The 20780-nt window shown below is 51.3% G+C and carries 18 protein-coding genes and 5 pseudogenes; all 23 read right to left on the bottom strand.

What is annotated here, in order from left to right; genetic code table 11:
- Positions 1-26: 26 nt before the first annotated feature.
- The 23 genes and pseudogenes from ACSAMP_RS01295 to ACSAMP_RS01185 all read right to left on the bottom strand — a co-directional run bounded on the left by ACSAMP_RS01295 (position 27) and on the right by ACSAMP_RS01185 (position 20779).
- Positions 27-239 (bottom strand): helix-turn-helix domain-containing protein, encoded by a 213-nt coding sequence (locus tag ACSAMP_RS01295; RefSeq protein WP_002586615.1) that lies wholly within the window; start codon positions 237-239, stop codon positions 27-29.
- A complete protein-coding gene (locus tag ACSAMP_RS01290; protein ID WP_457799240.1) occupies positions 232-561 on the bottom strand; it encodes a sigma factor-like helix-turn-helix DNA-binding protein in 330 nt (109 codons plus the stop codon). The genes ACSAMP_RS01295 and ACSAMP_RS01290 overlap by 8 nt, the downstream gene beginning before the upstream one ends.
- A 297-nt stretch (positions 562-858) precedes the next feature.
- Entirely contained in the window at positions 859-1626 is a 768-nt protein-coding gene (locus ACSAMP_RS01285) for a class I SAM-dependent methyltransferase (RefSeq protein ID WP_102732903.1), read from the bottom strand.
- 50 nt (positions 1627-1676) lie between these two features.
- The gene (tet(W), locus tag ACSAMP_RS01280) at positions 1677-3596 is read right to left on the bottom strand and encodes a tetracycline resistance ribosomal protection protein Tet(W) (RefSeq protein ID WP_002586627.1); all 1920 of its coding nucleotides are present in this window, start codon (positions 3594-3596) and stop codon (positions 1677-1679) included.
- 652 nt (positions 3597-4248) lie between these two features.
- Positions 4249-4377 (bottom strand): annotated as a pseudogene (locus ACSAMP_RS01275) (Maff2 family mobile element protein); the annotation flags it as partial.
- A 169-nt stretch (positions 4378-4546) separates the two neighbouring features.
- Positions 4547-5074: a hypothetical protein gene (locus ACSAMP_RS01270; RefSeq protein WP_457799239.1), complete on the bottom strand. Its 528-nt coding sequence runs from the start codon at positions 5072-5074 to the stop codon at positions 4547-4549.
- 13 nt (positions 5075-5087) lie between these two features.
- Positions 5088-6551: pseudogene (locus ACSAMP_RS01265) on the bottom strand (VirD4-like conjugal transfer protein, CD1115 family); the annotation flags it as partial.
- An 85-nt stretch (positions 6552-6636) separates the two neighbouring features.
- Positions 6637-8538: an AAA family ATPase gene (locus ACSAMP_RS01260; protein WP_457799238.1), complete on the bottom strand. Its 1902-nt coding sequence runs from the start codon at positions 8536-8538 to the stop codon at positions 6637-6639.
- Between the two features lie 16 nt (positions 8539-8554).
- Entirely contained in the window at positions 8555-10162 is a 1608-nt protein-coding gene (gene mobQ / locus ACSAMP_RS01255; RefSeq protein ID WP_457799237.1) for a MobQ family relaxase, read from the bottom strand.
- A 134-nt stretch (positions 10163-10296) separates the two neighbouring features.
- A pseudogene (locus ACSAMP_RS01250) lies at positions 10297-10512 on the bottom strand (DUF3847 domain-containing protein); the annotation flags it as partial.
- A gap of 54 nt (positions 10513-10566) precedes the next feature.
- Positions 10567-11757 carry an IS256 family transposase gene (locus ACSAMP_RS01245; RefSeq protein ID WP_457799236.1) on the bottom strand — a complete coding sequence of 397 codons (1191 nt, stop codon included), beginning with the start codon at positions 11755-11757 and terminating at the stop codon, positions 10567-10569.
- Between the two features lie 109 nt (positions 11758-11866).
- Positions 11867-11953: pseudogene (locus ACSAMP_RS01240) on the bottom strand (DUF3847 domain-containing protein); the annotation flags it as partial.
- A gap of 150 nt (positions 11954-12103) precedes the next feature.
- Positions 12104-13045 (bottom strand): serine hydrolase, encoded by a 942-nt coding sequence (locus ACSAMP_RS01235; RefSeq protein ID WP_158365021.1) that lies wholly within the window; start codon positions 13043-13045, stop codon positions 12104-12106.
- 79 nt (positions 13046-13124) lie between these two features.
- Complete coding sequence (locus tag ACSAMP_RS01230; protein WP_158365019.1) at positions 13125-13421, bottom strand: hypothetical protein; 297 nt, start codon at positions 13419-13421, stop codon at positions 13125-13127.
- A 133-nt stretch (positions 13422-13554) separates the two neighbouring features.
- Positions 13555-13746 (bottom strand): transposon-encoded TnpW family protein, encoded by a 192-nt coding sequence (locus ACSAMP_RS01225; RefSeq protein ID WP_112091126.1) that lies wholly within the window; start codon positions 13744-13746, stop codon positions 13555-13557.
- 79 nt (positions 13747-13825) lie between these two features.
- Entirely contained in the window at positions 13826-15700 is a 1875-nt protein-coding gene (locus ACSAMP_RS01220) for a DUF4368 domain-containing protein (RefSeq protein ID WP_457799235.1), read from the bottom strand.
- Between the two features lie 32 nt (positions 15701-15732).
- Positions 15733-16032: pseudogene (locus ACSAMP_RS01215) on the bottom strand (VirD4-like conjugal transfer protein, CD1115 family); the annotation flags it as partial.
- 2 nt (positions 16033-16034) lie between these two features.
- A complete protein-coding gene (locus tag ACSAMP_RS01210) occupies positions 16035-16526 on the bottom strand; it encodes a PcfB family protein (RefSeq protein WP_457799234.1) in 492 nt (163 codons plus the stop codon).
- Positions 16527-16560: 34 nt separating this feature from the next.
- A complete protein-coding gene (locus tag ACSAMP_RS01205) occupies positions 16561-16908 on the bottom strand; it encodes a DUF7768 domain-containing protein (protein ID WP_457799233.1) in 348 nt (115 codons plus the stop codon).
- Positions 16909-16933: 25 nt separating this feature from the next.
- Positions 16934-18385 carry a DUF5688 family protein gene (locus tag ACSAMP_RS01200; protein WP_457799232.1) on the bottom strand — a complete coding sequence of 484 codons (1452 nt, stop codon included), beginning with the start codon at positions 18383-18385 and terminating at the stop codon, positions 16934-16936.
- Positions 18386-18388: 3 nt separating this feature from the next.
- Positions 18389-18967: a hypothetical protein gene (locus tag ACSAMP_RS01195; RefSeq protein WP_457799231.1), complete on the bottom strand. Its 579-nt coding sequence runs from the start codon at positions 18965-18967 to the stop codon at positions 18389-18391.
- An 89-nt stretch (positions 18968-19056) separates the two neighbouring features.
- Positions 19057-19995 (bottom strand): ParB/RepB/Spo0J family partition protein, encoded by a 939-nt coding sequence (locus tag ACSAMP_RS01190; RefSeq protein ID WP_457799230.1) that lies wholly within the window; start codon positions 19993-19995, stop codon positions 19057-19059.
- A complete protein-coding gene (locus ACSAMP_RS01185; RefSeq protein WP_457799229.1) occupies positions 19952-20779 on the bottom strand; it encodes a ParA family protein in 828 nt (275 codons plus the stop codon). The genes ACSAMP_RS01190 and ACSAMP_RS01185 overlap by 44 nt, the downstream gene beginning before the upstream one ends.
- Position 20780: the final 1 nt, after the last annotated feature.

Below are 20780 nucleotides of genomic sequence, written 5' to 3'. Positions count from 1 at the left end.
CGTCGGTGGCGGCTGGTATTCAGTTTTTATGACTTGTCCGGTGGTTCGTCAAGCCGGAACTTGAATTGACAGTCAATTAACCGCTGCTTTACATAGTCCTCCACCTCGGCGTTGACCTGCCCGTTCACTTTTGAGAAATAGCGGATATATCCGGCGTAGTGGAGCAGGACAGCGTTCACGGCTTCTGGGTCGCCCTCACGGGCTTTGAGGATTGTTTCATAGGGGAGAAGTCTACTCATACCGGCTCACCCCCATTTCTTCGCGTAGCCGCTGCAAGGCAAGCTGGATATGCCGCCCCGCTGTGCTGCGTGACCGGCCAATACACGCGCCGATCACGCGCTGCGGCTGGCGCAGAAAGTAATAGCGCAGGATTTCTTCCCGCGTCTGCTCCGGCAAAACAGAGATCGCGTCGGCAAGGGCGGCGTTGCAGAGCAGGACGGTCTGACCGCAGACGGTAAATGGGTATTCCTCGTCCGGCTCCGACGCGGCAAACTGGACAAACTTCTCGTTCATCAGATAGTCAAGGGAAACTTGCCGTTCCCATTGCCGTTTAAGCTTCAAAATCTTGTCCAAGGCGGCACAGCGGATAACAGTCTTGCAAAAGGCGTTGTACCTGCGCTGGATATATTCTTGATAGGCTATCTAGTCGGTCATGGAAAATCCCCCTTTCCTCCCAAAAGGGCTGTGGCTGGTTAGTAGTTGCTTTTTATGATAGTAAGGGGCGGCAGCACTTTAGGCTGTCGCTCCTTGACTGCCTAACTGCAAAACCGGGCGGGGCTGTCAACGGCGGGCGAAGCCCGTTCATCTTGACCGTTGACTGGCTCGGCCAGGTTTGCTATTTATCCGGCAAACTTGAATTTATTTTAAGCTATCACGTTTTACCTTTTTAAGCCTTACTATCATTACCATAGGAATTTCTTTGTTGTTTTTGAAACATTCTTCATAAAATCCATCAATGACAAATCCAGCTCTAAAACAAAGGTTAAAAATATCTTGTATGGAACGATGATAATAAATCTGCTCCTCCGGTTGCCCTTCAATCGCTATACCATAGTAACTGTGCGGTGTCATATATTTTTCAGTCAACGTGATAAAACAAGGGTGTTGCGTTGCAAAGACAAAAATTCCGCTTTCCTGCAACAGTTCATAAACAGCCATAAGAAGTGGTTCAATATCCGTAATATCCATAATTGCCATATTAGAAACTGCTTTCGTAAAGGCTCGATTTCTTTTTAATTCTAATATACTTTTTCTATCGGTCGCATCCGCCACACAAAATTCAATTTGTTTTGCATATTGTGATTGCCGTCTTTTAGCCAATTCTATCATTTTTTTGCTGTAATCAAAAGCGACAACCGAAGCGCCTCTTTGTGCAAGATACGAAGAATAATTTCCATTGCCACACGCAATATCCAAAATGTAATCCGCAGGATTAGGAGATAGAAGTTCCGTTACTTTGGGACGCACTACCTCTCTGTGAAATTCATTAGATTCGTCACCCATTGCATTATCCCAAAATTGTGCGTTCTCCTCCCAGATTTTTTTACTTTCCTCTGTTCCCATGTTCTCTCCCACTCCCCAAATTTGCTTTTTTGCTTCCATTAAATCTTCCTTACTATATTCCATTGTTACCCTCCATAACTTCTGATTGTTGCCGTCTTGACGATTATGTATCTTTACATTACCTTCTGAAACATATGGCGCACCTTGTCCAGGCGGCTGTTTGGACGGCGGGGCTGGATGACCGGCTGACCGACAGCGGCCTGATATCCTTTCAGCTCTGTAAGGCATACGCTCCGCCCGTTGGTGTAAAAGGCCAGATCAGTACGGTATGCCTGTATACAGCGGGCGGGAATCTCGCCAGTAAAGACAACTTCATCCTTTTTTACCTGGGCCGTTTCGATGGTGGCACAGTATTTCGGTGCATCATGATAAGCCCTGGAAAGGTATTCCTGGGGCGCATAGAGGATGAAGGAGAGATAAGGTTCCAGCAGCTGCGTCCCCGATTCCTTCAATGCCTGTTCCAATACAATCGGGGCCAATGAGCGGAAGTCCGCCGGCGTGCTGACCGGACTGTAATAAAGCCCGTATTCAAAGCAAATCTTACAGTCCGTTACGTTCCAGCCGAACAAGCCCTGCTCCAGCCCGTAACGGATACCATCCCTGACAGCGTTTTGAAAACTCTGGTTCAAGTATCCCAGCGAAACCCGGCTCTCGTATTGTACACCGGAGCCAAGCGAGAGTGGTGTAACAGACAGTCCTATGGATGCCCAAAACGGGTTGGGCGGCACCTCGATATGGATGGTGTGGCTGGCTGCTTTGAGCGGCCGCTCCATATAAATGACGGAGGGTTCCTTTACCACTGTTTCAAGCTTGTATTTTTCCGACAGCAAAGCGGAAACAACCTCCAACTGCACCCGGCCCAAAAAAGAAAGAATGATCTCATGGGTGATGGAATCCACTTCGCAACGCAAAAGCGGGTCAGTATCCGCAAGTTGCGTAAGAGCGTCCAGCAGCCGTTCTCTTTGCGCTGCCGTTTTCGGCGCAATCGTCGTCCGCAGCATGGGGAGGGGGTCCTCGCGCCACCTTTTACGAGGGAGCCGGGTTTGGTCCCCTAATACATCGTTTAACCTCACGCTGTCGCTGGGAAGGATAACAATTTCACCCTGATAAGCGGTGTCTGTCCGAACAATTTCCCCTTTGGATGGAATACGCATCTCTGTGATTTTCAGCTTTTCTCTCCCGGCCAGGGCCACCGTATCCCGCAGGCGCAGCGTTCCGCTGTATAACCGTAGATAGACACGCCGCTGGCCGCAATCGGTGTACTCAACCTTGAAAACGCTGCCGCATAGGGCGGCGCCCCCCTGTTCCCCAATCGGTTGGAACAGCCCTGTCACCGCATCCATCAACGGTTGAATGCCAAGGCCATTTTTGGCGCTGCCATGATAGACTGGGAACAGGGAGGCGTCTTGAACCCGCTGCTGTTCCTCCCGCGCAAGTTTTTCCCGGCTGATTGGTTCTCCTGCGATATACTTTTCCAATAATTCATCGTTATTTTCGATGACCGCATCCCATGCTTCTATGTCGGTATTTTCCTCCAGGACTATTTCCGGGGACAGCGACACCGTCTGCTTGATGATAATATCGGCGGAGAGCTTATCCCGAACAGACTGAACCACGCTCTGCAAATCAACGCCAGCCTGGTCGATCTTGTTGATAAAGATAACGGTGGGAATGTTCATTTTCCGCAGGGCATGGAACAGAATACGGGTCTGGGCCTGCACGCCATCTTTAGCGGAGATCACCAAGATGGCCCCATCTAAAACAGCCAAAGAGCGGTACACCTCCGCCAAAAAATCCATGTGGCCGGGCGTATCCACAATGTTAACTTTACATCTGTGCCACTGGAAGGAAGTGACTGCCGCTTGAATGGTAATCCCACGCTGCCGCTCCAAAAACATGGTGTCCGTCCTCGTTGTCCCTTTTTCGACGCTCCCCGGTTCTGAAATGGCTCCGCTGGCATATAGCAGGCTCTCCGTCAAGGTCGTCTTTCCAGCGTCTACATGGGCAAGAATTCCAATATTGATTATTTTCATGTGATTGTCCTCCCTTTACAGCCCCAAAGGGCATAAAAATCCCCAGCAGTAAAATACTTTTACCACTGGGGATTATAAGTTGCGGACATACACATATACAGCATACACCTGTTTGTGATTGCTGTTTTTGGGGATATGTCAAAATTGATAAGGCAAAAGTATTCTTAAATTGGGTACAAAAAACTAAGCCCCTACAAAAGGAGCTATCATAATCCTTTGTTCCCACTATTTGATTATAGTTTTATTTAAGAATACCTTGCCGCATATTTTTTACTCCTTTTCTGGATTAAATCATTGTATCACATCAGTTTTAGGAAAGCAAGTACCTAAAAGAAATTTTTCTTCCCCTTATATGTAACAATCATACCGGCTTCCTAGCGTTCAGAATGTTTTCTGCTGTCTGCTGTGGTGTTTGGTTGGAATTGTCCAACCAAAAGCCGATCCGTGGTGTTGTCTGCATTTTACTAAATACAAATTCAATGTATACAGAAAGATATAAGGAGTGGGAGGGATTCCGCCGTAGTTGGCATTGTAGGAAAATCCAAAAGTTTAGATTTTCCCACAATGCTTATCTTTTGGTCTTTGGTTCGGAATAGTGTAGTGCTGGCGGTCTATCTCTTGTTTTCGGTTGCTTGCTTCCTTACCGTACATGAGCATTGGCACCGGGGTTGTCGTTGCCGTAGCCCTCCAGCAGGTTGATGGCTCCCCAGATGCCGAGACCGGCACCGAGAGCTACGACGAGGGTCTGCAGTACGGTGACTGCGCTGTTGAAAAATGCCATAAATGTGTACCTCCTTGTTTTTTGCGCCCATTCGGGCTGAAAATGAGCTTGTCTTTTTTGCTCTTTGCATGTGCACCTGCAAAGAATATAAAAAATAGCCGGGGCAGATTTTTCATCCGTCCCGGCTATGTAAACAGGCAGCATTCACTGCCTGCATGCTTTTGGAGTTTTATCTGGCAGCATCCTGATGCCTGAAGGCTTTCCCGGAAGGCTTCGCTGCCGCAGTTTCTTCCTTCCGGTCAGATAGGTCCGAGAGAACAGAACCTCTGGCCCTATCCTTGTAGGATTCCATCAGAGCCTTCAGCTCCGAATTGGTCACTTCTCTGGTCTCTCGTCCCCAGATCGGCTGACCGGCATCGTCGATTCCATTCTTTACAGAACGGGAAAGGCGGGTCGTTCCGTCCTCAGGGAGTTTCATCCAGACACCCTTGCCGAACTTGTTTTCATGGATGATCTTCGGGGAGATCACAAAGGTCTCCCAAGGACGGGTATCCGCCTTATCCGGATTCGGAATACTGACTTCTACCAGTTCTTTGCCGTTCCTGGAAGTAAACGGATCTCCCACAAGACCCTTGCCGAACTTGATCGTCATTTCCGTGTAGCTGCCGCCCAGGGTTTCGCCACGTGCCATCGCTTCCTCGGCTTCTCTTACGAAGTCAGGCACATCCATGGACATCCACGGTCTCTCATCTGCCATATTGGCTTACCTCCTATTCCTCAGATATAACAAAAAACTCATCCTTCGGATGAAGCTTTGCCCTGGTATCCAGGAACTGCTCAATGTCAAAGGTGAGTTTCTTGTCGAAATCTGCCGTATATTTATAGTTTGGGTGCTGCGTCAGATCATACTTATCGGACAGGAACGGACGCACGCCGCGTAGCTGCAGGATGCACTTGCTGCCATCCATCACGGCCAGCTCATCCCGGCTCATGAGCTCCTTGCCCAGCTTCTGATAGTTGGTCCCGTAGCTCGGACTATTGCCTCGGGTATCTGAGGTATTGAAGGTATCGATCGTTTCCTTGCCGAGCGCTTCGGAAAGCTCTTTCAGTGTGGTCGGTTCGGAGCCGCCTAAGAATACCTGGCAGTCCATGTTGCCGATGATGGTATCGGCATTGTCCTTGTAAATAGCCTTCAGCTGAGACCGGGCCTGCAGCACCAGACAGGCGCTGATCTCACGGGAACGGATGGTGGCAACCAGCTTCTCCAGATTCGGGATCTGACCGATGTTCGCTGCCTCATCGATCAGGCACCGTACATGGACCGGAAGTCTGCCGCCGTAAACATCATCCGCTTTTTCACACAGCAGGTTGAACAGCTGCGTGTAGATCATGCTGATTAGGAAATTGAAGCTGCCGTCTGTATCGGACATCATCAGAAACAGGGCGGTTTTTTCATCTCCCAACGTGTCCAACTCCAGTTCATCATACATGGTGATCTCCCGGACCTCCTGAATGTCAAACGGGGCAAGACGGGCACCGGCAGACACTAGAATACTTTTTAGTGTTTTGCCCGCCGCCAGCTTGAATTTGGCATATTGCCGGACTGCAAAGTGGTTCGGTTTTTTCTTCTTCAGATCCTCAAACATCAGATCCACCGGGTTCTGGAAATCCTCATCGTCCTCGCGGACTTCCATTGCATTGATGAATTCGATGAGCGTGGCAAAATTCTGTTCCTCCTTAGGTGCCTCATAATGGATATAGCCGATGAGCGCACAGTAGAGAAGGGTCTCTGCCTTGTCCCAGAACGGATCTCCGCCCTTGCCGTCACCCTTGGTGTTTGCCATGAGCGTCGTTGTCAGCTTCAGGATATCCTTTTCGCTGTGCAGATAGGCAAACGGGTTAAAGTGCATGGACTTGTGGAAATTGATCGTGTTGAAAATCTTGATTCGGTAATTTGCATGCACAAATGCATGGCCAACCTCGAGCAGGGTCGTACCTTTCGGGTCAGTGAGCACATAGGAACTATGAAGCTGGAGTAGATTTGGCTTAATCCAGAACCGTGTCTTACCGGAACCGGAGCCGCCGACGATCAGAACATTCTTGTTTCTGGCGTTGGCCGGATTCTTCGGACGGTTGCTCATCATCAGCCGCTCTGTCTTTGTGAGGATCACATTATTTGCAAAGACCGGATCCATGAACGGTTCGATATCCTTCGGACCGCCCCATGAAGCGTTTTGTCAAGTGCTTTTTTGAGTTATTGACGCAAATTATCGTGAAAGTGCGAAAGTGCAAAGTGCAAAGGGTCTGCGTTTTGCACTTTCAGCTTGCGGGTTCGGGTGGCTGCTTCTTCTTGATGAAGTTGTACCATTGACCGCCGACACGCCTTGCGCCTAAAATGCCGCCCATGTTGCGCTTGGCGTTCTGTACCGTCCTTTCGGATATTCCGGCTTCGGCTGCGGCTTTTACAATGTCCTCACTGGCAAGCTCTTTCCCGTCTGCCAACAGGTCAAGTATCAGCCTTTCAGCCTGTTCGGCTTTGGTGGCGTTGTTGCCGCCCGCGCCGGACAGCAGCTCATCGGCGGTGATGTCGTATTCGCCTATCCACTCAAAGCCTGTTTCCGGGTCAAGGCAAAAGGCAACGGGCTTGCCCTCCGGCGCAAGGGAAGATTTGTCATGGACGATAACGCGCACATTCGGCTCACGCTTCACGCGCCCGATTAAAAGCACGCTCCGGGCGGCGGCTCGGAAGTCGATAGAACCTAATCCCCGGTACGCGCTCTGTCCTCCGGCTGCTTTGTTCAAATGTCCGATAAGGATAACGGCACACCCGGTACGTTCGGCAACATCGGCAAGGCGGCGGAACATGGGGCGCACTTCGTTTGCCCGGTTCATGTCGGTCTTTTCGCCCATGTACGCCTGTATGGGGTCAAGGATAATCAGCCGCGCCCCGTTCTGCGTGATTGCCTTTTCTATGCGCTCATCGGAGAGGGTAAGCTCCCGCTTGGCTTCATCAATCACGAGAACGCGGTCAAGGTCGGCTTCGGCTTCTATCAAGCGTGGCTTGACGGTATCGCCCAGCCCGTCCTCGGCGGTCTGGTAAATTACTTGGAATGGCGGCAAGGGCTTCATTCCCGGCAGCGTTCCCCCGGTGGTGCAGGCGGCGGCAAGGCGTAGGGCAAAAGTGGTCTTGCCCTCGCCGGGATTGCCCTGCACAATGGTTACTTTCCCAAAGGGAATATACGGCTCCCATAGCCATTCAACGGTCTGTGTGTCAACCTCGCTCATGCGGATAATCTCAACGGTTTCTTCCTGCGGCGGCTCTTTCAAGCCGTAAATCGCTTCCCGGATATACTTCCCGTCCGCGATTTCTGCCCGGTGCTGCAATACCTCGTTCCAGTCCTTGTAAAGCGGCACAAGGCGGTGAACGGTCAAGCCCTCCGGCACAAACTCCGCAAGGCGGCTGCAAGCGTCGCTTCCGGCTTGGTCGCTGTCAAGGCAGAGGTAAACGGTCTTGATGTTCGGACGGTCAGAGAGGAAACGCAGCAGGGCTTTTTCTCCCACGCCGCCCAGTGCAAGGTAGCTTTGTTTCTGCCATTCCTTTTTGAACAGACAGAGGAAAGATAACAGGTCAATGGGGGCTTCAAAAACAAACAATCTTTCGCCCTCGCCCCGGTAGCAGAAGTTAAAGGCTTTGTCGCTGTCTTTCACATCAAGCCGGAAGCTCCCGGCTGTGCCGCGCTGGTGGGCGTAGCGTGGTACTCCGTCCTCGTCCCGCCCTACGAATACGGCGTTGTGGTGGGCGGCTTCCTCGTAAATATCCCCGGTGGCAAAGAAAAAGCCCGTCACATCTTCATCAATGCGGCGGGCTGCTGTGAGGTAGTTCCTCGCTATGCGGTTGTCGCTGCTCCGGGGCGGCAGCCGGAAGTCAGAAATGGGCGCGGGGCTTGGTCTGTCCGGCGGCGGTGCTGCGCCTTTTTCTCCCGTCAGCATTTCAACGGCTTCGGTAAAGCTCTTTCCGAAAAACTCCATGACAAAATCAACGGGTGCGCCGCCCTTGCTCTGGCTGTGCCTGTACCATTTGTTTCCCCGGACGGTCAAGCTGTCGTGCCGCTTCCAGCGGTATTCCTGTCCGGCGCGGGTAAGCTGCTCGCCCTGTGATTGCAGGAAAGAAACAATGTCGGCTTGGTTGGCGTGGTCTATCTGTTCTTGGGTGTAATACATAAAACTTCAACTCCTTTCAGCGGTCTATATCATGCCGCTTGGTGCGGTTCTGTGTCAGCTCCGGCTGCTCGGCGCGGAGTGCAATATCCACGCATTTGCGGATTTTTTGAAGTTCAGAAACATCGGCGCGGGTATCTTTCAATTTGGCATAATCGCTGTCCCTCTGTGTTTTGAGGTCAGCATATTCCTGTTCCCATTCCGCAATAGGCAAGGTCTTTGTCCCTTTCGGCAGATTTGCATGGAGATAGCGGTTTGCCGCGTCCCATAGGGTAAGCTCGGCGCGGCGGGCTTCCGCAAACTTCTCCTGTTTTCCTTTCCAGCGGATTTGCCGATACTCGTCCTGTATGGGCTTGTAGGTCTGATAATTTCTGCCGTACTCCATGAGTTTTTGCAGTTCTTTCATGCGCTGCTCGGCGGTTTTCATTCCCTCCCGGATTGAATAGGCTTTATCGCTGACAGAGGAAAGGGCTGCGTCCAGCTCGTCAAGATTAGAGATACCATGCTCGGAGAGATAGTTGACCGCTGCCGCTATGGTTTTCAATTCATCGGTTGCGTGCTGCTGTTGCCAACTCTGCGAATACTTCCGGCTCTTTTCTCTCTGAACGCTCAAATACTTCATCAACAGATTTGCAAGGTTGGGAGATTGCGGCGGCTGTTCCGGGGCGGTTTCCCGCGCTTTGAACAGGTCGGCAATCCACTCTTTGAGCTTCCCAATCTGCGCCCGGATTTCCCGGATAAGGCGGTTTGCCTTTTGGATATTTCGGTTCAGTTCGCCTTTCTCGGTGGCGATGCCTTTCTTCTCCATCTGGCAAGCCGCCACGCCCATGTGGACGGTGGGTATCTCGTCAATGCCGCGCTCGGCGTTGCTGCGGTGGTCGATACGCTCCGGGCTTCCGTTCCTCTCCAAAAAGTCGTTGGTAAAGTCAGCCCACGCCTTGCGCCACAAGAGGGTGTTGTCCTTGTCGTTCCAGCCTGTAAGGTCAACCTTGTGCGTCTTGTATCTGCCGCTTGGCAAGCAGATACGTTCGCCGTTTTCGTCAAGGTCATATTCCTTTTTGGATTTCGCCGCCCACGCGCCGCGCCCGTCAAGGGGGCGCATAGTCAGCATGATATGACAATGGGGATTGCCGCTGTCGGTGTCGTGAATGGCAAAATCCACACACATTCCTCTGGAAACAAATTGAGAGGAACAGTATTCCCGGACAAGCCGGATCTGTTCCTCTCTGGATAATTCTATGGGGAGCGCTGCGTCAATCTCTCTGGCAAGCTGGGCGTTCCCGGCTTTCTCGTAAAGCTCCACGCTGTTCCACAAGGTTGAACGGTCAGAGAAAGAGGGTGGGGCATGGGGCGGCAGCATGATTTCTGTATGGACAACGCCGCCTTTGCGAGTGTAGTCATGTGTCATTCCGTCCCACTCGTTTGTGATTTTCTCGCCGCTTCGGTAGGCGGCTGCGGCAACGGCTGATTTGCCTTTTCCTCGGCTCACAATGCCGATGTTCCAATGGTAAATGGCTATGGGTATCACCTCCCGGATAGGATAATAAAACCCGCAAAAATGGTACAGACGCCAACGGCGGGTGTACTGTTTTTGTGGGTGTGCAGGGATAGCCGCGAAGCGGCGCAAGGGGTGCAGCCCCTTGTTGCGGCAAAGCCGCCATATCGGAGTGCGGGGAAATCTCCCTGTGCGGAGACAAGCCCTCGGCAGAGCGCACACGCCCGTAAGGGTGTATAAGTGCGCCCTTAGTTCCTAAGGGATTTTCAGCTTGTCGCTCCCTCTGCTCGTTTTTTCAGATATTCCCGCGCTGGTTCACTCGTCAAGGCAAGCCGGAGAAGTGCTGTGGCTTCCTCGTCGGTCATGTTCTTTGCTTCCGGCACAATGCTTTCAAAGACCGCGCCCCGGACAATAAGGCGGTGGCTGCGCGTTCTGCGTTCCTCTTTGGATAGCTTCTGACGCAACATCTTTTCTCGGTTCTCAGGTCCCGTCAAGATTTATGCGCAAAATTGTTTGCAGGCTCCGGCTGAGTGAAGTCAGCCGGCAATAGAGGCGTCATCCAGAGCCGCCTCCAGGTGCTTCATATTCATGTATTTCTTGCAGCCCCACTGGGTACCTGCCACATGGCGAAGGCGGGCACAGACCAGCATCAGGGCGGAGTTGCCGTCAGGGAACGTCCCCACCACGCGGGTTCGGCGGCGGATCTCACGGTTCAGCCGCTCGATCACGTTGTTGGTACGGATGCGCGTCCAATGCTCGCTGGGAAAGTCACAATAGGTCAGCGTTTCCTCAATGCCGTCCTCGACTTTCTTGGCGGCCTCCTTCAGCTTCATGGCGCGCAGCTCGGCGACCACGGCTTTTGCCTTCTCGCGGGAGGCCTTTTTGCTCTCCTGGGCGTGGATCGCCTTGAGCATTTTCGCTACAATTTTGACCTTGGATTTGGGCACAACAGAGAAAACATTGCGGTAGAAATGCACCGTGCAGCGTTGATATTTGGCGTCCGGGAACACCTCGCCCACGGCCTCTAACATACCCAGACACTTGTCCCCGACGATGAGCTTCACGCCGTCCAGTCCGCGTCCACGAAGCCACTGGAAGAAACTGACCCAACTGGCCTTGTCCTCTTTCATGCCCTCGGCAGCGCCTAAAACCTCACGAAAACCGTCCTCATTCACGGCGATCGCCACCAAAACAGCAACATTTTCGTACTCTCCGCCCCAGTTGCGGCGCAGGTAGATGCCGTCCACGTAGACGTATGGATAGTGGCCGCCCCGCAAGGGGCGGTTGCGCCAGTCCTCGATGTGAACGTAGGCTTTCTTGTTCAGTTCGCTGATGGTGGCGGGCGAGACCTTGCTGCCCCACAGTGCCTCCGTGATGTCCTCCACACGGCGCACGGAGACGCCTGCCAGGTACATCTCGATGAGGGCCTCCTCCACGCTGCTCTCCCGGCGGCGATACCGCTCGATGATGGCAGTCTCAAAGGATACGCCCTTGAGCCGGGGTACGTGGAGCGTGACATCGCCAGAAGTGGTGGTAAGATTACGGTCATAGTGGCCGCTGCGGTAGCCCTGACGGGCCTCGCTGCGCTCATAGCGGGCCGCCTGCGTCAGGGACTCCGCCTCCTTTTCCAGCAGCTCGTTCAGGGTTTCCTCCACGCTGCCGCGAACCAATTCCTTGATTTGGCCCTTGATTACTTCCTCGTTTAGCTGTACAATTTTCTCGGACATAGTTTGCTGTCTCCTTTCGAATGTTTGTGTGGTAACTTCATTCTACCAGAGCCTGCAAGCTATGTCTTCTTTTATGCTTTTTCCAATTTGCGCAAGTTATTGTACATTATCGGTTCTCAAACTGCCGGATTTTCTTCTTTCTGTCCTCAATCTCGGCTTGCAGCTCCTCACGGGTTTTCTCTCTCGGTTTCGTCATGGGTGGCCGCTCCTTTCTGCCTGTCGGCATAGAAAAAGGACAGTCGATTTCTCGGCTGCCCTTTTGGGTGGGTATTAAGTTTTATTGTGTGCTGTTTTATCTTACCCTTATTGTTTTGACACTTTACTTAAACGGGATATTTCATCATCATTATTCAATAATCGTGTTGATAGCAGACTGTACCGCTTTATATCTCCCCTCATTTGAGTGTGCCGCTAAACAGGTAATTAAATATGCTTTTCCATCTTTTTCATACAGAACAACAATGTTATAGGAAGATGCCATTGTTCCTGTTTTCATTCCTTTAACATTTGCATTATAGTACGGTGAATTTTCATCTAAAAATTCATTTGTATTTTTCCATGTAAATTCACCTTGCGGAGTTTGAATTGAAAATTCGCTTTTTCCAATACATTCTTTAACAAAATCGTAGTTAAGGAGCTTCAACGCTACGCGGTTAATGTCATCTAAATGAGAGTCAGCTTGCATAGACGCGCCACTTGGGTCATTATATAAATTTGTTTTGGAATAGCCTGCTTCGATTAAATACTCACTAAGTTCTGTCATGAAATAATCTATATATTCCGTTGCTGTATAACCTTCGCCTAATTCGTTTTTAGCGATATGATATGCCAACACATAGGCTGCGTCATTTCCGGAAGGAACAAGCATAGCCTCCATGATTTGTTTAACTGTGTATTCCCCAGCATACAGATTTGCTAAAGATGAACCCGCCGGAACAAGTTCTAATACCTCTTGATTTACTTCAACAATATCTTCCAAATCTACTTTTCCCAAAGCATAATCAATGGCAAATAGTTTTGCCAAACTTGCGACAGTGGGCAACTGGCTATCACCCTCGTAAAATAAATATTCTTCTTGCTCAATATCATAAACAGAAAATGAAAGAGCGTCCTGCGGAATGTTAAGCTCATTCGTACTTAGTTGAAAATCAATTTTTTTATAGATGTCCTTTAAGAAATCAAAACGATAAATCCCTGTTTTGTGTAGCCCAATTACTGCAACAAATGCTATAAACAACACTGTTACAAAAGCTATTATTATCTTTTTACATTTTCTATGCTTCTTCATATTTTTTCTCCCACGAATTTATATCTGCCATTCTGTGCCTTTGAGAAAAGTATAGCACAAGAACATGAACAAATCCACATTATTTCAACAAGTTTGTAGTGCTGTTTTCTCTGGCATATTGCCGCGCTGCTTCCCGCCGTTCCTCGCTGTATGGGGCGGTCAGACGGAAAGAGAAACGGCCTTTCTCAATGTCAAACTCCATGCAGCCCGTTTCCGGGTCGGTGTCGGTCTGCTTGCAGTTCTCCGGGTAGCGGCGGCTGTATGCAAGCATCCGTTTCTTTAGGTCGGTGTTGTGGGTGCGGATATGGATCAGCGGGTCTTTCTCGTCAAACCAAATATCGGTGGTCTTTTCCTGCTTCGTAAGCCCTGTTCTCATAAACTCTCCTTTCTGCGCCCCTGTTACGCAATAGGGGCATTTTTCGGGTGTTTTTCCCGGCTCTTGACTTGGGGAAAATGAGGATTTTCAAATAGAAACCGCCCGGACAGGGAATGGTTCGTCGGGGCGGCTGTTATCGCAAGATTTCTGTTTTTTCCGGCTCTTGACCGTCAGACGCGGATAAACGCGTACTGTCGGCAAGCACCAGTTTGAGCAGCTTGTCGCGGAATGTTTCTGTGCTGCTGTGATTGAAAAATAACTCCGCAACAATGGTCTGCCCGTTCCTCTGGGTCGTGATGATATTGTCGGGGGTCTGTTCTGCCATAGGCGGCTCCTTTCTCCGGGTGCAAAAGAGGGATTTCCCGTAACTCGGAAAATCCCTCTTGGTTGACGGTTATTCTGTTTTACTGTGTGGGCTGTGCGGCGGCTGCCTGCGCCTTTTTCTTCGCCCGGTATTCCCGCGCCTTGATACGGTCATACTCCCGCTGCTTTTCAAGGTTTCGCGCCCGGTACTCCCTTGAATACTGCCGGTGGTATGCGCGGCTCTTTTCCTTTTTGGCTTCTTCGATTTCCTCCCGCATTTGCCGGATTTCCTGCTCGGTCGGTTCCGCAAGCTGTGTCACTTCATTCTCAAACTTGCCGATATAATTGAAATATATGCTGATGTGCTGGATTGCGTATCTCGCCCTTTTCTGGTCGCGCTCATACACTTCAATCCTGCTGATAAACTCGTTGAGAATGGCGGGTGTAAGGTCGGTAAAGGCAGCATGGCGTTCCGTCAGCTTCAAAAACTTCTGCGCCCGTCCTCCCGCGTTCTCATAAGCGGACAGCTGCTCTTGGAGCGTGGCAAGCTCCGCTTTCAACACATAGTATTCTTCCGAATACTTCTGCGACATCTGCTCATAGCGGTCTTGCGGGATCGTGCCGAGGGCGTTGTCCTCGTAGAGCTTATTCAGCACCTTGTCAATCTGTTCAAGGCGCGTCGTGATTTGCGGAATACGCTTCTGCTGTTTCTTGGTCTTGTCGGTCTGCTGCATGGCAAGGTTCTTTTTCACTAAGGCTTCAAACTCTGCCCGGTTGCTGATAGAATAGTCCTCGATTTTCTTCAGCACTTCCGCGACGGTCTGCATGAGCAAGTCCGCGTCCATGATGTGCGGGGAATTGCATTTGGGGTTCTTGGCTTTTCCCTTGTGGTACTCGCTGCAATAGGCAACATGACGCTTGCCGCCATTCCGATAATCTATGCGAATGTGCATTTTTGCGCCGCAGTCCTTACAGAAAAGCAAGCCGGAAAGAGGGTGGATTTCCCCGTCCCCGTTGGGGCGTTTGACGGGTGCGTTTTCCAAAATCCGCTGTACGGTTTCAAAATCGCTGCGGCTGATAATCGGCTCATGCACATTTTCTGTGATGTGCCACTGGCTCCGGTCTACATAGTGGTTATGTTTATCCCGGAAATGCTTTGTAGTCTTGAAGTTGACTACATCGCCGCAATACTCCTGCCGTGTGAGGATATTGGTCAAGGTGGCTTTGTTCCACTTGCAGCGGTTATCCTCGTTGAGCGTCTTATTTTTACAGGTTCCCCGCCCCCGGTCTTTCATGTAGAAAGTGGGGGTTGGGATTTGCTCCTGTGTCAGATGCACGGCGATTTGGTTGCGGTTCTTCCCGCCGATAAACAGACGGAAAATCAAACGGACAGCCTCGGCGGCTTCCTCGTCGATTATCCAAAAATCCTTGTTGTCCGGGTCTTTGACATAGCCGTAAGGGGCTTCGGTGACAATCGGCTTTCCGCTCATGCCTTTGGTCTTAATGCCCGTTTTTACTTTCTTGCTGATGTCCTTTGCGTACCACTCCGACATGATATTGATAAAGGGCGCAAACTCCAGCGTGTCGGGCTTCTCACTGTCTATGCCGTTGTTGACCGCGATAAAACGCACATTGTTCCGTCTGAAAATCTCCATCGCGTTGCCGACTTGGAGATAGTCACGCCCCCAGCGGGTAAGGTCTTTCATAATGCAGACACCGATTTTCCCGTTTTCCACATCGTCCATCATGCGGGAGTAGGCAGAACGGTCAAAAAACCTGCCGCTTTCGTCGTCGTCAATGTAGTGCCGGATATTGGTTAGGTGCTGCCCTCTGGCATAGTTCTCCAAAAATATTTTTTGGTTCTGTATGCTGTTGCTCTCGCCGCCGTCCCTGTCCTCGTCGCCCACGGAAAGGCGGGAGTAAAGGGCTGTAATTTTGCTATAATCAGTCATGTGCATAACCTCCTGTGCGTCCATGTATGTGTCATTTACACTTAAAATTATGCACTCCATCGGGCAGAGCCATACTCGAGGTTGTGCTTAAAATTTTTGGCATTCTTTCCCCGGATGTAGACGGCAGCCCGGAAACCTGCACCGCAGATCAAGCCGACTATCAGATCCAGAGGGTGAAGGCTCGGAAGCGGATTCTCGAACGCGACACCCATGGTCGTAAAGAATGACAAAAGCTTTTCGGAAGCATCGGCACCTTCCGTCATGCGCCAGGCTTCTCCCAGATTGGTACAGACCAGACCGATCAGGATATAAGGGAGCGCCCGGATCAGAAACTTTTTCAGTTTCACAGTATCCATACTCATCGTGACTGCTCCCTCTGCTTGTCCCTGGTTGCCACCTTTGCAGGGATGTCTCTGACTGCATCGACCAGCTTGTGCAGCGTCTTGAGAACACTCGGGCGTTTGTTCTTTGTCAGGATCTCCGCAGAATAGGCGTTGAACGCCGCCGTCATAGCATCCGTGTCTCTGGCTTTAAAGAATACCAGATACTTCGGTGGAAGAACAGATTTATCCTTAGTGATTGCATAATCGACACCGTATTTTCGGGCATGTTTTTCAAAGCCCTTCAGGTCTGTTTTGGAAATGTCGATATTGGTCACGCCCTGATTCTGACCGATCAGCTCCTGAATGGTCTGCTTGCCGGTGGGCTTTTCATGCTTCAACGCCGATTCCCTGGACTTCCGCTTGATATACGCAAGTCCTTTCAGAGCCAGCCGGAGAATACCGCGGGCAGTCAGTTTGGTCGTACTGATGGCCAAATTCACAGTCCTGTTTTCAACTTCTTCCTGCAAGAATCACCACCTCCTTCAATCGTTTTCATTGGCATTACAGCCTCTTGCCGGTGGAACCCTCCACCTCCATGATGCCGTCAAGAGTCGTAGCGGGAATACGAAGACGTTTGGCCAGAGCAACATCATCTTTGATCTGCTCATCCATAAAGTCACCGCAGACAACCAGAATGCGGGACCTGCGCAGAAGCTCCGCTGCCATTTCCAGTCTGTCCTTGTGCTCCTGGGGGACCTCATCACGGAAAAGATCCGTATACATGAGCTTCGGGCAGATCGGGGAAAAACCTGCTTCATATACATTTCGACAAAATTTTCTGGCCATACTCCGGGCTTCGAATTCATCATCACTCCAGTTCGAAGTGATATAAGCGAGTGGTCTAACCATATCTACCTCCTGTTTCTCCGATCAGTCAGTGATCGTCGCGTTCCGGCTTCCTGTGCTTCGGCTTGGCCCCGATCTCCTCAGAAGCCTTCGCTTTGGCATTTTCACGGGTTGCCAGCTGTTCCTCCGGAAGCGGAATCGCCATGATGCTGCGACCCATCCTCATAAACACCTCCGGCTGATGAAACAGATCTTCAAACTTGCCAATCTGCTCCTGCGTGAGGGAACCAAAACTGTCCTCGGCAAGGCCGGTCACCAGGAAAGCCCCTGCGATGACATCATAAATCTCACCCTTCTCATCACGCAGAGCGCGGTTGAGGGGAAGGCCGTTGATCTTGCCCTCCTCGTTCACGATCAGGCCGACGTTGTCCTCGAAGGGATAAACCACTTCGATATCTCCGCCTACCAGCTGCTGAAGATCCTCAAGCCCGGTCTTGGCTTCAATGACCTTCGGATGAGCATGGGGTTCTACCAGAAGCACCGTAATGGTGTCTTCCGCCCTGGAATCAGAAGCATCATCCCCAAAAGTCATCGCCGGTTCGTCCGCCAGCATGGCTTCCTCCTTAATGGCCTCTCGGACCTCAAAGGTACGGGCATTTTCAAAGATGTGCTCCTCGCTGTCATAGTGGAAGACATGATCCGAGAGCCTGTCCGCAGGGGCAACTTCGGTTTCATTCACGCTGCGAACCATCGCCTCCAGATAGCTGAGATCCATGCTGCCGTCATCGGCAACAAGCAGAACTTCATGGATTGAAGAAGGGGGAACGTAGAAGTCGCCGCCCAGCGTTTCGGCTGCCTGTTCCAGAAAATCCGGGTACTGGATCGCACAGGCGCCGTTCTGCCCGCCCTCCACAGAGGCCACCCACATGGGCGAAGGCTCATCCGGTGCCAACAACGCTGCGGCATCACCCATCAGGTCACGCATGACATCGGTCATATTTCGAAGCGTAGCGGGATGGGTCTGAACTGCTGCTTCCATGGCATCTTCGTGGAGCTGGTCTGCAGTAATACCGTAAGAACGGAGCATGCTGTCGGTGACGAGGATGCTGGAAATTTCCTTCGCACTGTTGCTCATCTCGAAGCGATACACGATGGACATATCCTCCACATTGCGGTGGGGGATCTCGGAAAGCTTCTCCTCATTTCCGGCAGTCGGAATCATCTGAAGGGTCAGCTTCTCCTTCATCTGCTCATAATCGTTCAGAACATGCTCATCGAACTGAGGCATATGGCTAATCTGATCGGAAATACCATGCGCGATCTGATCCATGACATCATCCATGTTGAAATCCTCGCCGAGATCCTCAAAAAAAGCCTTCAGATTCGTGGTTGCCGCGACATTGCTGTCCTTGGGACGTACTGCCATCCCGATATAAGACTCGCCCTGCAGCTTGCTTACCTCCTGAAGGCTGATGTCCAGTTCGGGGAAACGGTCACGCATCTCATCGATGACCTGGGCTTTAAACTGTTCAAAAGTCATAGGTTAGTCCTCCTTCTTCGGCAGCCAATAACCGCAAACGGTTCTGCCGGTTTCGCCAGTAATGGTCATAGCATGCTGATCCAAAAAGAGCATAGCGGTAAGAAAATCCATGGCAGTGAGCTCTTCACATTCGCCCCCGTCATCACCCACTCTGGCGATATACACAGGATCCGTAATCGTGATATCATCTTCGCTTTCCCAGGAGTGCTCCATATAGTGAAGAAACAGATTCTCCGCGATCTCAACGCAGTGGAACGTCTGCTCATCTTCAAAATCGGGGAACCTCGACATGGCCTCTTCTTCCTCCATCAGCTGCACACCCTTGCCGGGAACAGCATAGAGAACGGTGGTATCCATATATTCGATGTCATCCTCGTCCCAATCATCGTCCTCTTCCTCGCACTTTTCAGGCTCCTGGGGAGCCTTCCCCTGAAACATATTGCAGAACCTGGAAAGTGCGATGGCGCTGGTGTAGAACACCTCTGCCATCTTTGCAACCTCGACGAGGAGCGCATTGGCAGCCTCCTCTTCCATGCTGGCCCGCAGATCCTGCAGCTGCTTCATCATTTCTTTTTCGTTCATTGATTCGTACTCCTTTTTGGTGTTTTGGATAAAAGAAAAGCACCATCAAAAGCGTTTCTTCTGACAGTGCTTAGGGTACCGGTATTCGATTAGCGCTCCTGATCGCGGGCTTTCTTTTTCTGCCACTGATCCAAAAGCTTGATAATGGTGTCCTGCATCTGCTGTGCCGTGTAGGACCTTGGGAAATACTTCCTCAACTGCTCATTTCGGAAGGTGACCCGTTCAAGATCACCTTTCTTCACCTCATTCATGATCTCTCTGGCGGAGTCCATGGTGAAACCGCCTTCCTGCGCCAGCTTTTTCAGGCGCTGTGCCTGAGAAAGGGAAGGGGCTGCCTGCACCTCATCCATGGCCTGCATGAAGATCTCCTGTTCCTCCGGTGCAAGATACGAAAGCTCAACAGCGGGGTTAAAGGAGATCAGCTTCTGATCGACCATATCCAGAAGCTCGGGGATCAGATTGGTGAGTCGGATGAATCGCTGAACTTGGCGGCCACTTTCACCTGTATCTTTACCAAGTACATCTGCCGATTTTAACTTGTCGACAACTTGTCGCGAAGTTCCGACAGACAGTAAATCAGCTCGTTCACCCTGATGCTTCATCGCCTCCGGTTTCATCTTGTACGCAAAGGCCCTCTCACTGGGCAGAATGCTTTCTCTTTGAAGGTTAGAATCGACCATGAGCACGGTGGCGGCATCGTCATCCATGTCCCTGACCAGCACCGGCACTTCCGTAAGTCCTGCCATTTCAGCAGCATGGGCACGGCGGTGTCCGGAGATGATCTCGTATCCGCCATCCTCCAAAGGCCTTGCAATCAGAGGAGTCAGCACGCCGTACTGGGCAATGCTTTCCGTCGTTCTCAGCATAGCCTCGTCATCGACCACCTTGAACGGATGATCCTTAAAGGGCACCAGCTCGCTGATGCTGATGTTCTGCACTCGTTCCAGCTGGCTCTCTGCACGGCTCTCATCCGTCTCAAAGATATCATCGTAGCTGGTCAAGCTGATGTTTCCGCCTCTTTTCGGCATTCTGCAACACCTCCTTTGTCAGACTCCGGTAGGCCTCGGCAACCTTGCCGCCGGGATCGTGCTTAAAAATACTCACTCCCTCCGCACTGATCTCCGCTGCACGGACGGAGCGCGGGATATCCGCATCATAGACCTTCAGCTTGCTGCCATAGGTGTCACGGATCAGGGAGCTGATTTCCTTCGCATAGTTCGTGCGGGAATCCACCATGGTCAGAAGGATCCCTTCGATCCTCAGCTTCGGATTGATCTGCCTCTTGACCTTGTTGACGGTCTGAAGCAGCTGTTCCAGGCCTTTTGCCGACAGATAATTGGCCTGAACGGGAATGAGCACCTGGTCGGAAGCAGCCAGTGCATTGACGGTAAGCATTCCGAGGGACGGCATACAGTCCAGCAGGATGTAGTCGTATTGACCCTTTACCGTTTCCAGGTACTGCTTGAGAATGGTCTCGCGGCTCATGGCATTCACCAGAGAGACCTCCAGACCTGACAGCGTGATGTTTGCGGGAACAAGATCCACGCCCTCTTCATGCGACAGGATACCCTCCTTAGGTAGGGTCGGCTGATCCTGCATGATCTTTGCCATCAGGTCGGTAAGTGTGACCGGAAGATCATCTGGTCTGAGATTGCCCAAGGCAATGGTCAAGCTGCCCTGCGGATCCGTGTCCACCAGAAGGACCTTCTTGCCCTCGTTTGCCAGGCCGATTCCAAGGTTTTCACAGGTGGTGGTCTTGCCGGTCCCGCCTTTCTGATTGACCACCGCAATGACGGTTGCTTTATTCGACATT

This window comes from Flintibacter sp. SJQ-8, assembly GCF_054108085.1.
The sequence above is the reverse complement of the archived record's forward strand: the minus strand, read 5'-3'. Positions and strand labels throughout refer to the sequence as shown.

Excerpts from the sequence above, each read along its gene's own strand:
- ACSAMP_RS01295 (WP_002586615.1), bottom strand. The coding sequence starts at position 239 with ATGAGTAGACTTCTCCCCTATGAAACAATCCTCAAAGCCCGTGAGGGC.
- ACSAMP_RS01285 (WP_102732903.1), bottom strand. The coding sequence starts at position 1,626 with ATGGAATATAGTAAGGAAGATTTAATGGAAGCAAAAAAGCAAATTTGG.
- ACSAMP_RS01270 (WP_457799239.1), bottom strand. The coding sequence starts at position 5,074 with ATGGCAGATGAGAGACCGTGGATGTCCATGGATGTGCCTGACTTCGTA.
- ACSAMP_RS01260 (WP_457799238.1), bottom strand. The coding sequence starts at position 8,538 with ATGTATTACACCCAAGAACAGATAGACCACGCCAACCAAGCCGACATT.
- ACSAMP_RS01245 (WP_457799236.1), bottom strand. The coding sequence starts at position 11,757 with ATGTCCGAGAAAATTGTACAGCTAAACGAGGAAGTAATCAAGGGCCAA.
- ACSAMP_RS01235 (WP_158365021.1), bottom strand. The coding sequence starts at position 13,045 with ATGAAGAAGCATAGAAAATGTAAAAAGATAATAATAGCTTTTGTAACA.
- ACSAMP_RS01230 (WP_158365019.1), bottom strand. The coding sequence starts at position 13,421 with ATGAGAACAGGGCTTACGAAGCAGGAAAAGACCACCGATATTTGGTTT.
- ACSAMP_RS01225 (WP_112091126.1), bottom strand. The coding sequence starts at position 13,746 with ATGGCAGAACAGACCCCCGACAATATCATCACGACCCAGAGGAACGGG.
- ACSAMP_RS01220 (WP_457799235.1), bottom strand. The coding sequence starts at position 15,700 with ATGGACGCACAGGAGGTTATGCACATGACTGATTATAGCAAAATTACA.
- ACSAMP_RS01205 (WP_457799233.1), bottom strand. The coding sequence starts at position 16,908 with ATGGTTAGACCACTCGCTTATATCACTTCGAACTGGAGTGATGATGAA.
- ACSAMP_RS01200 (WP_457799232.1), bottom strand. The coding sequence starts at position 18,385 with ATGACTTTTGAACAGTTTAAAGCCCAGGTCATCGATGAGATGCGTGAC.
- ACSAMP_RS01195 (WP_457799231.1), bottom strand. The coding sequence starts at position 18,967 with ATGAACGAAAAAGAAATGATGAAGCAGCTGCAGGATCTGCGGGCCAGC.
- ACSAMP_RS01190 (WP_457799230.1), bottom strand. The coding sequence starts at position 19,995 with ATGCCGAAAAGAGGCGGAAACATCAGCTTGACCAGCTACGATGATATC.
- ACSAMP_RS01185 (WP_457799229.1), bottom strand. The coding sequence starts at position 20,779 with ATGTCGAATAAAGCAACCGTCATTGCGGTGGTCAATCAGAAAGGCGGG.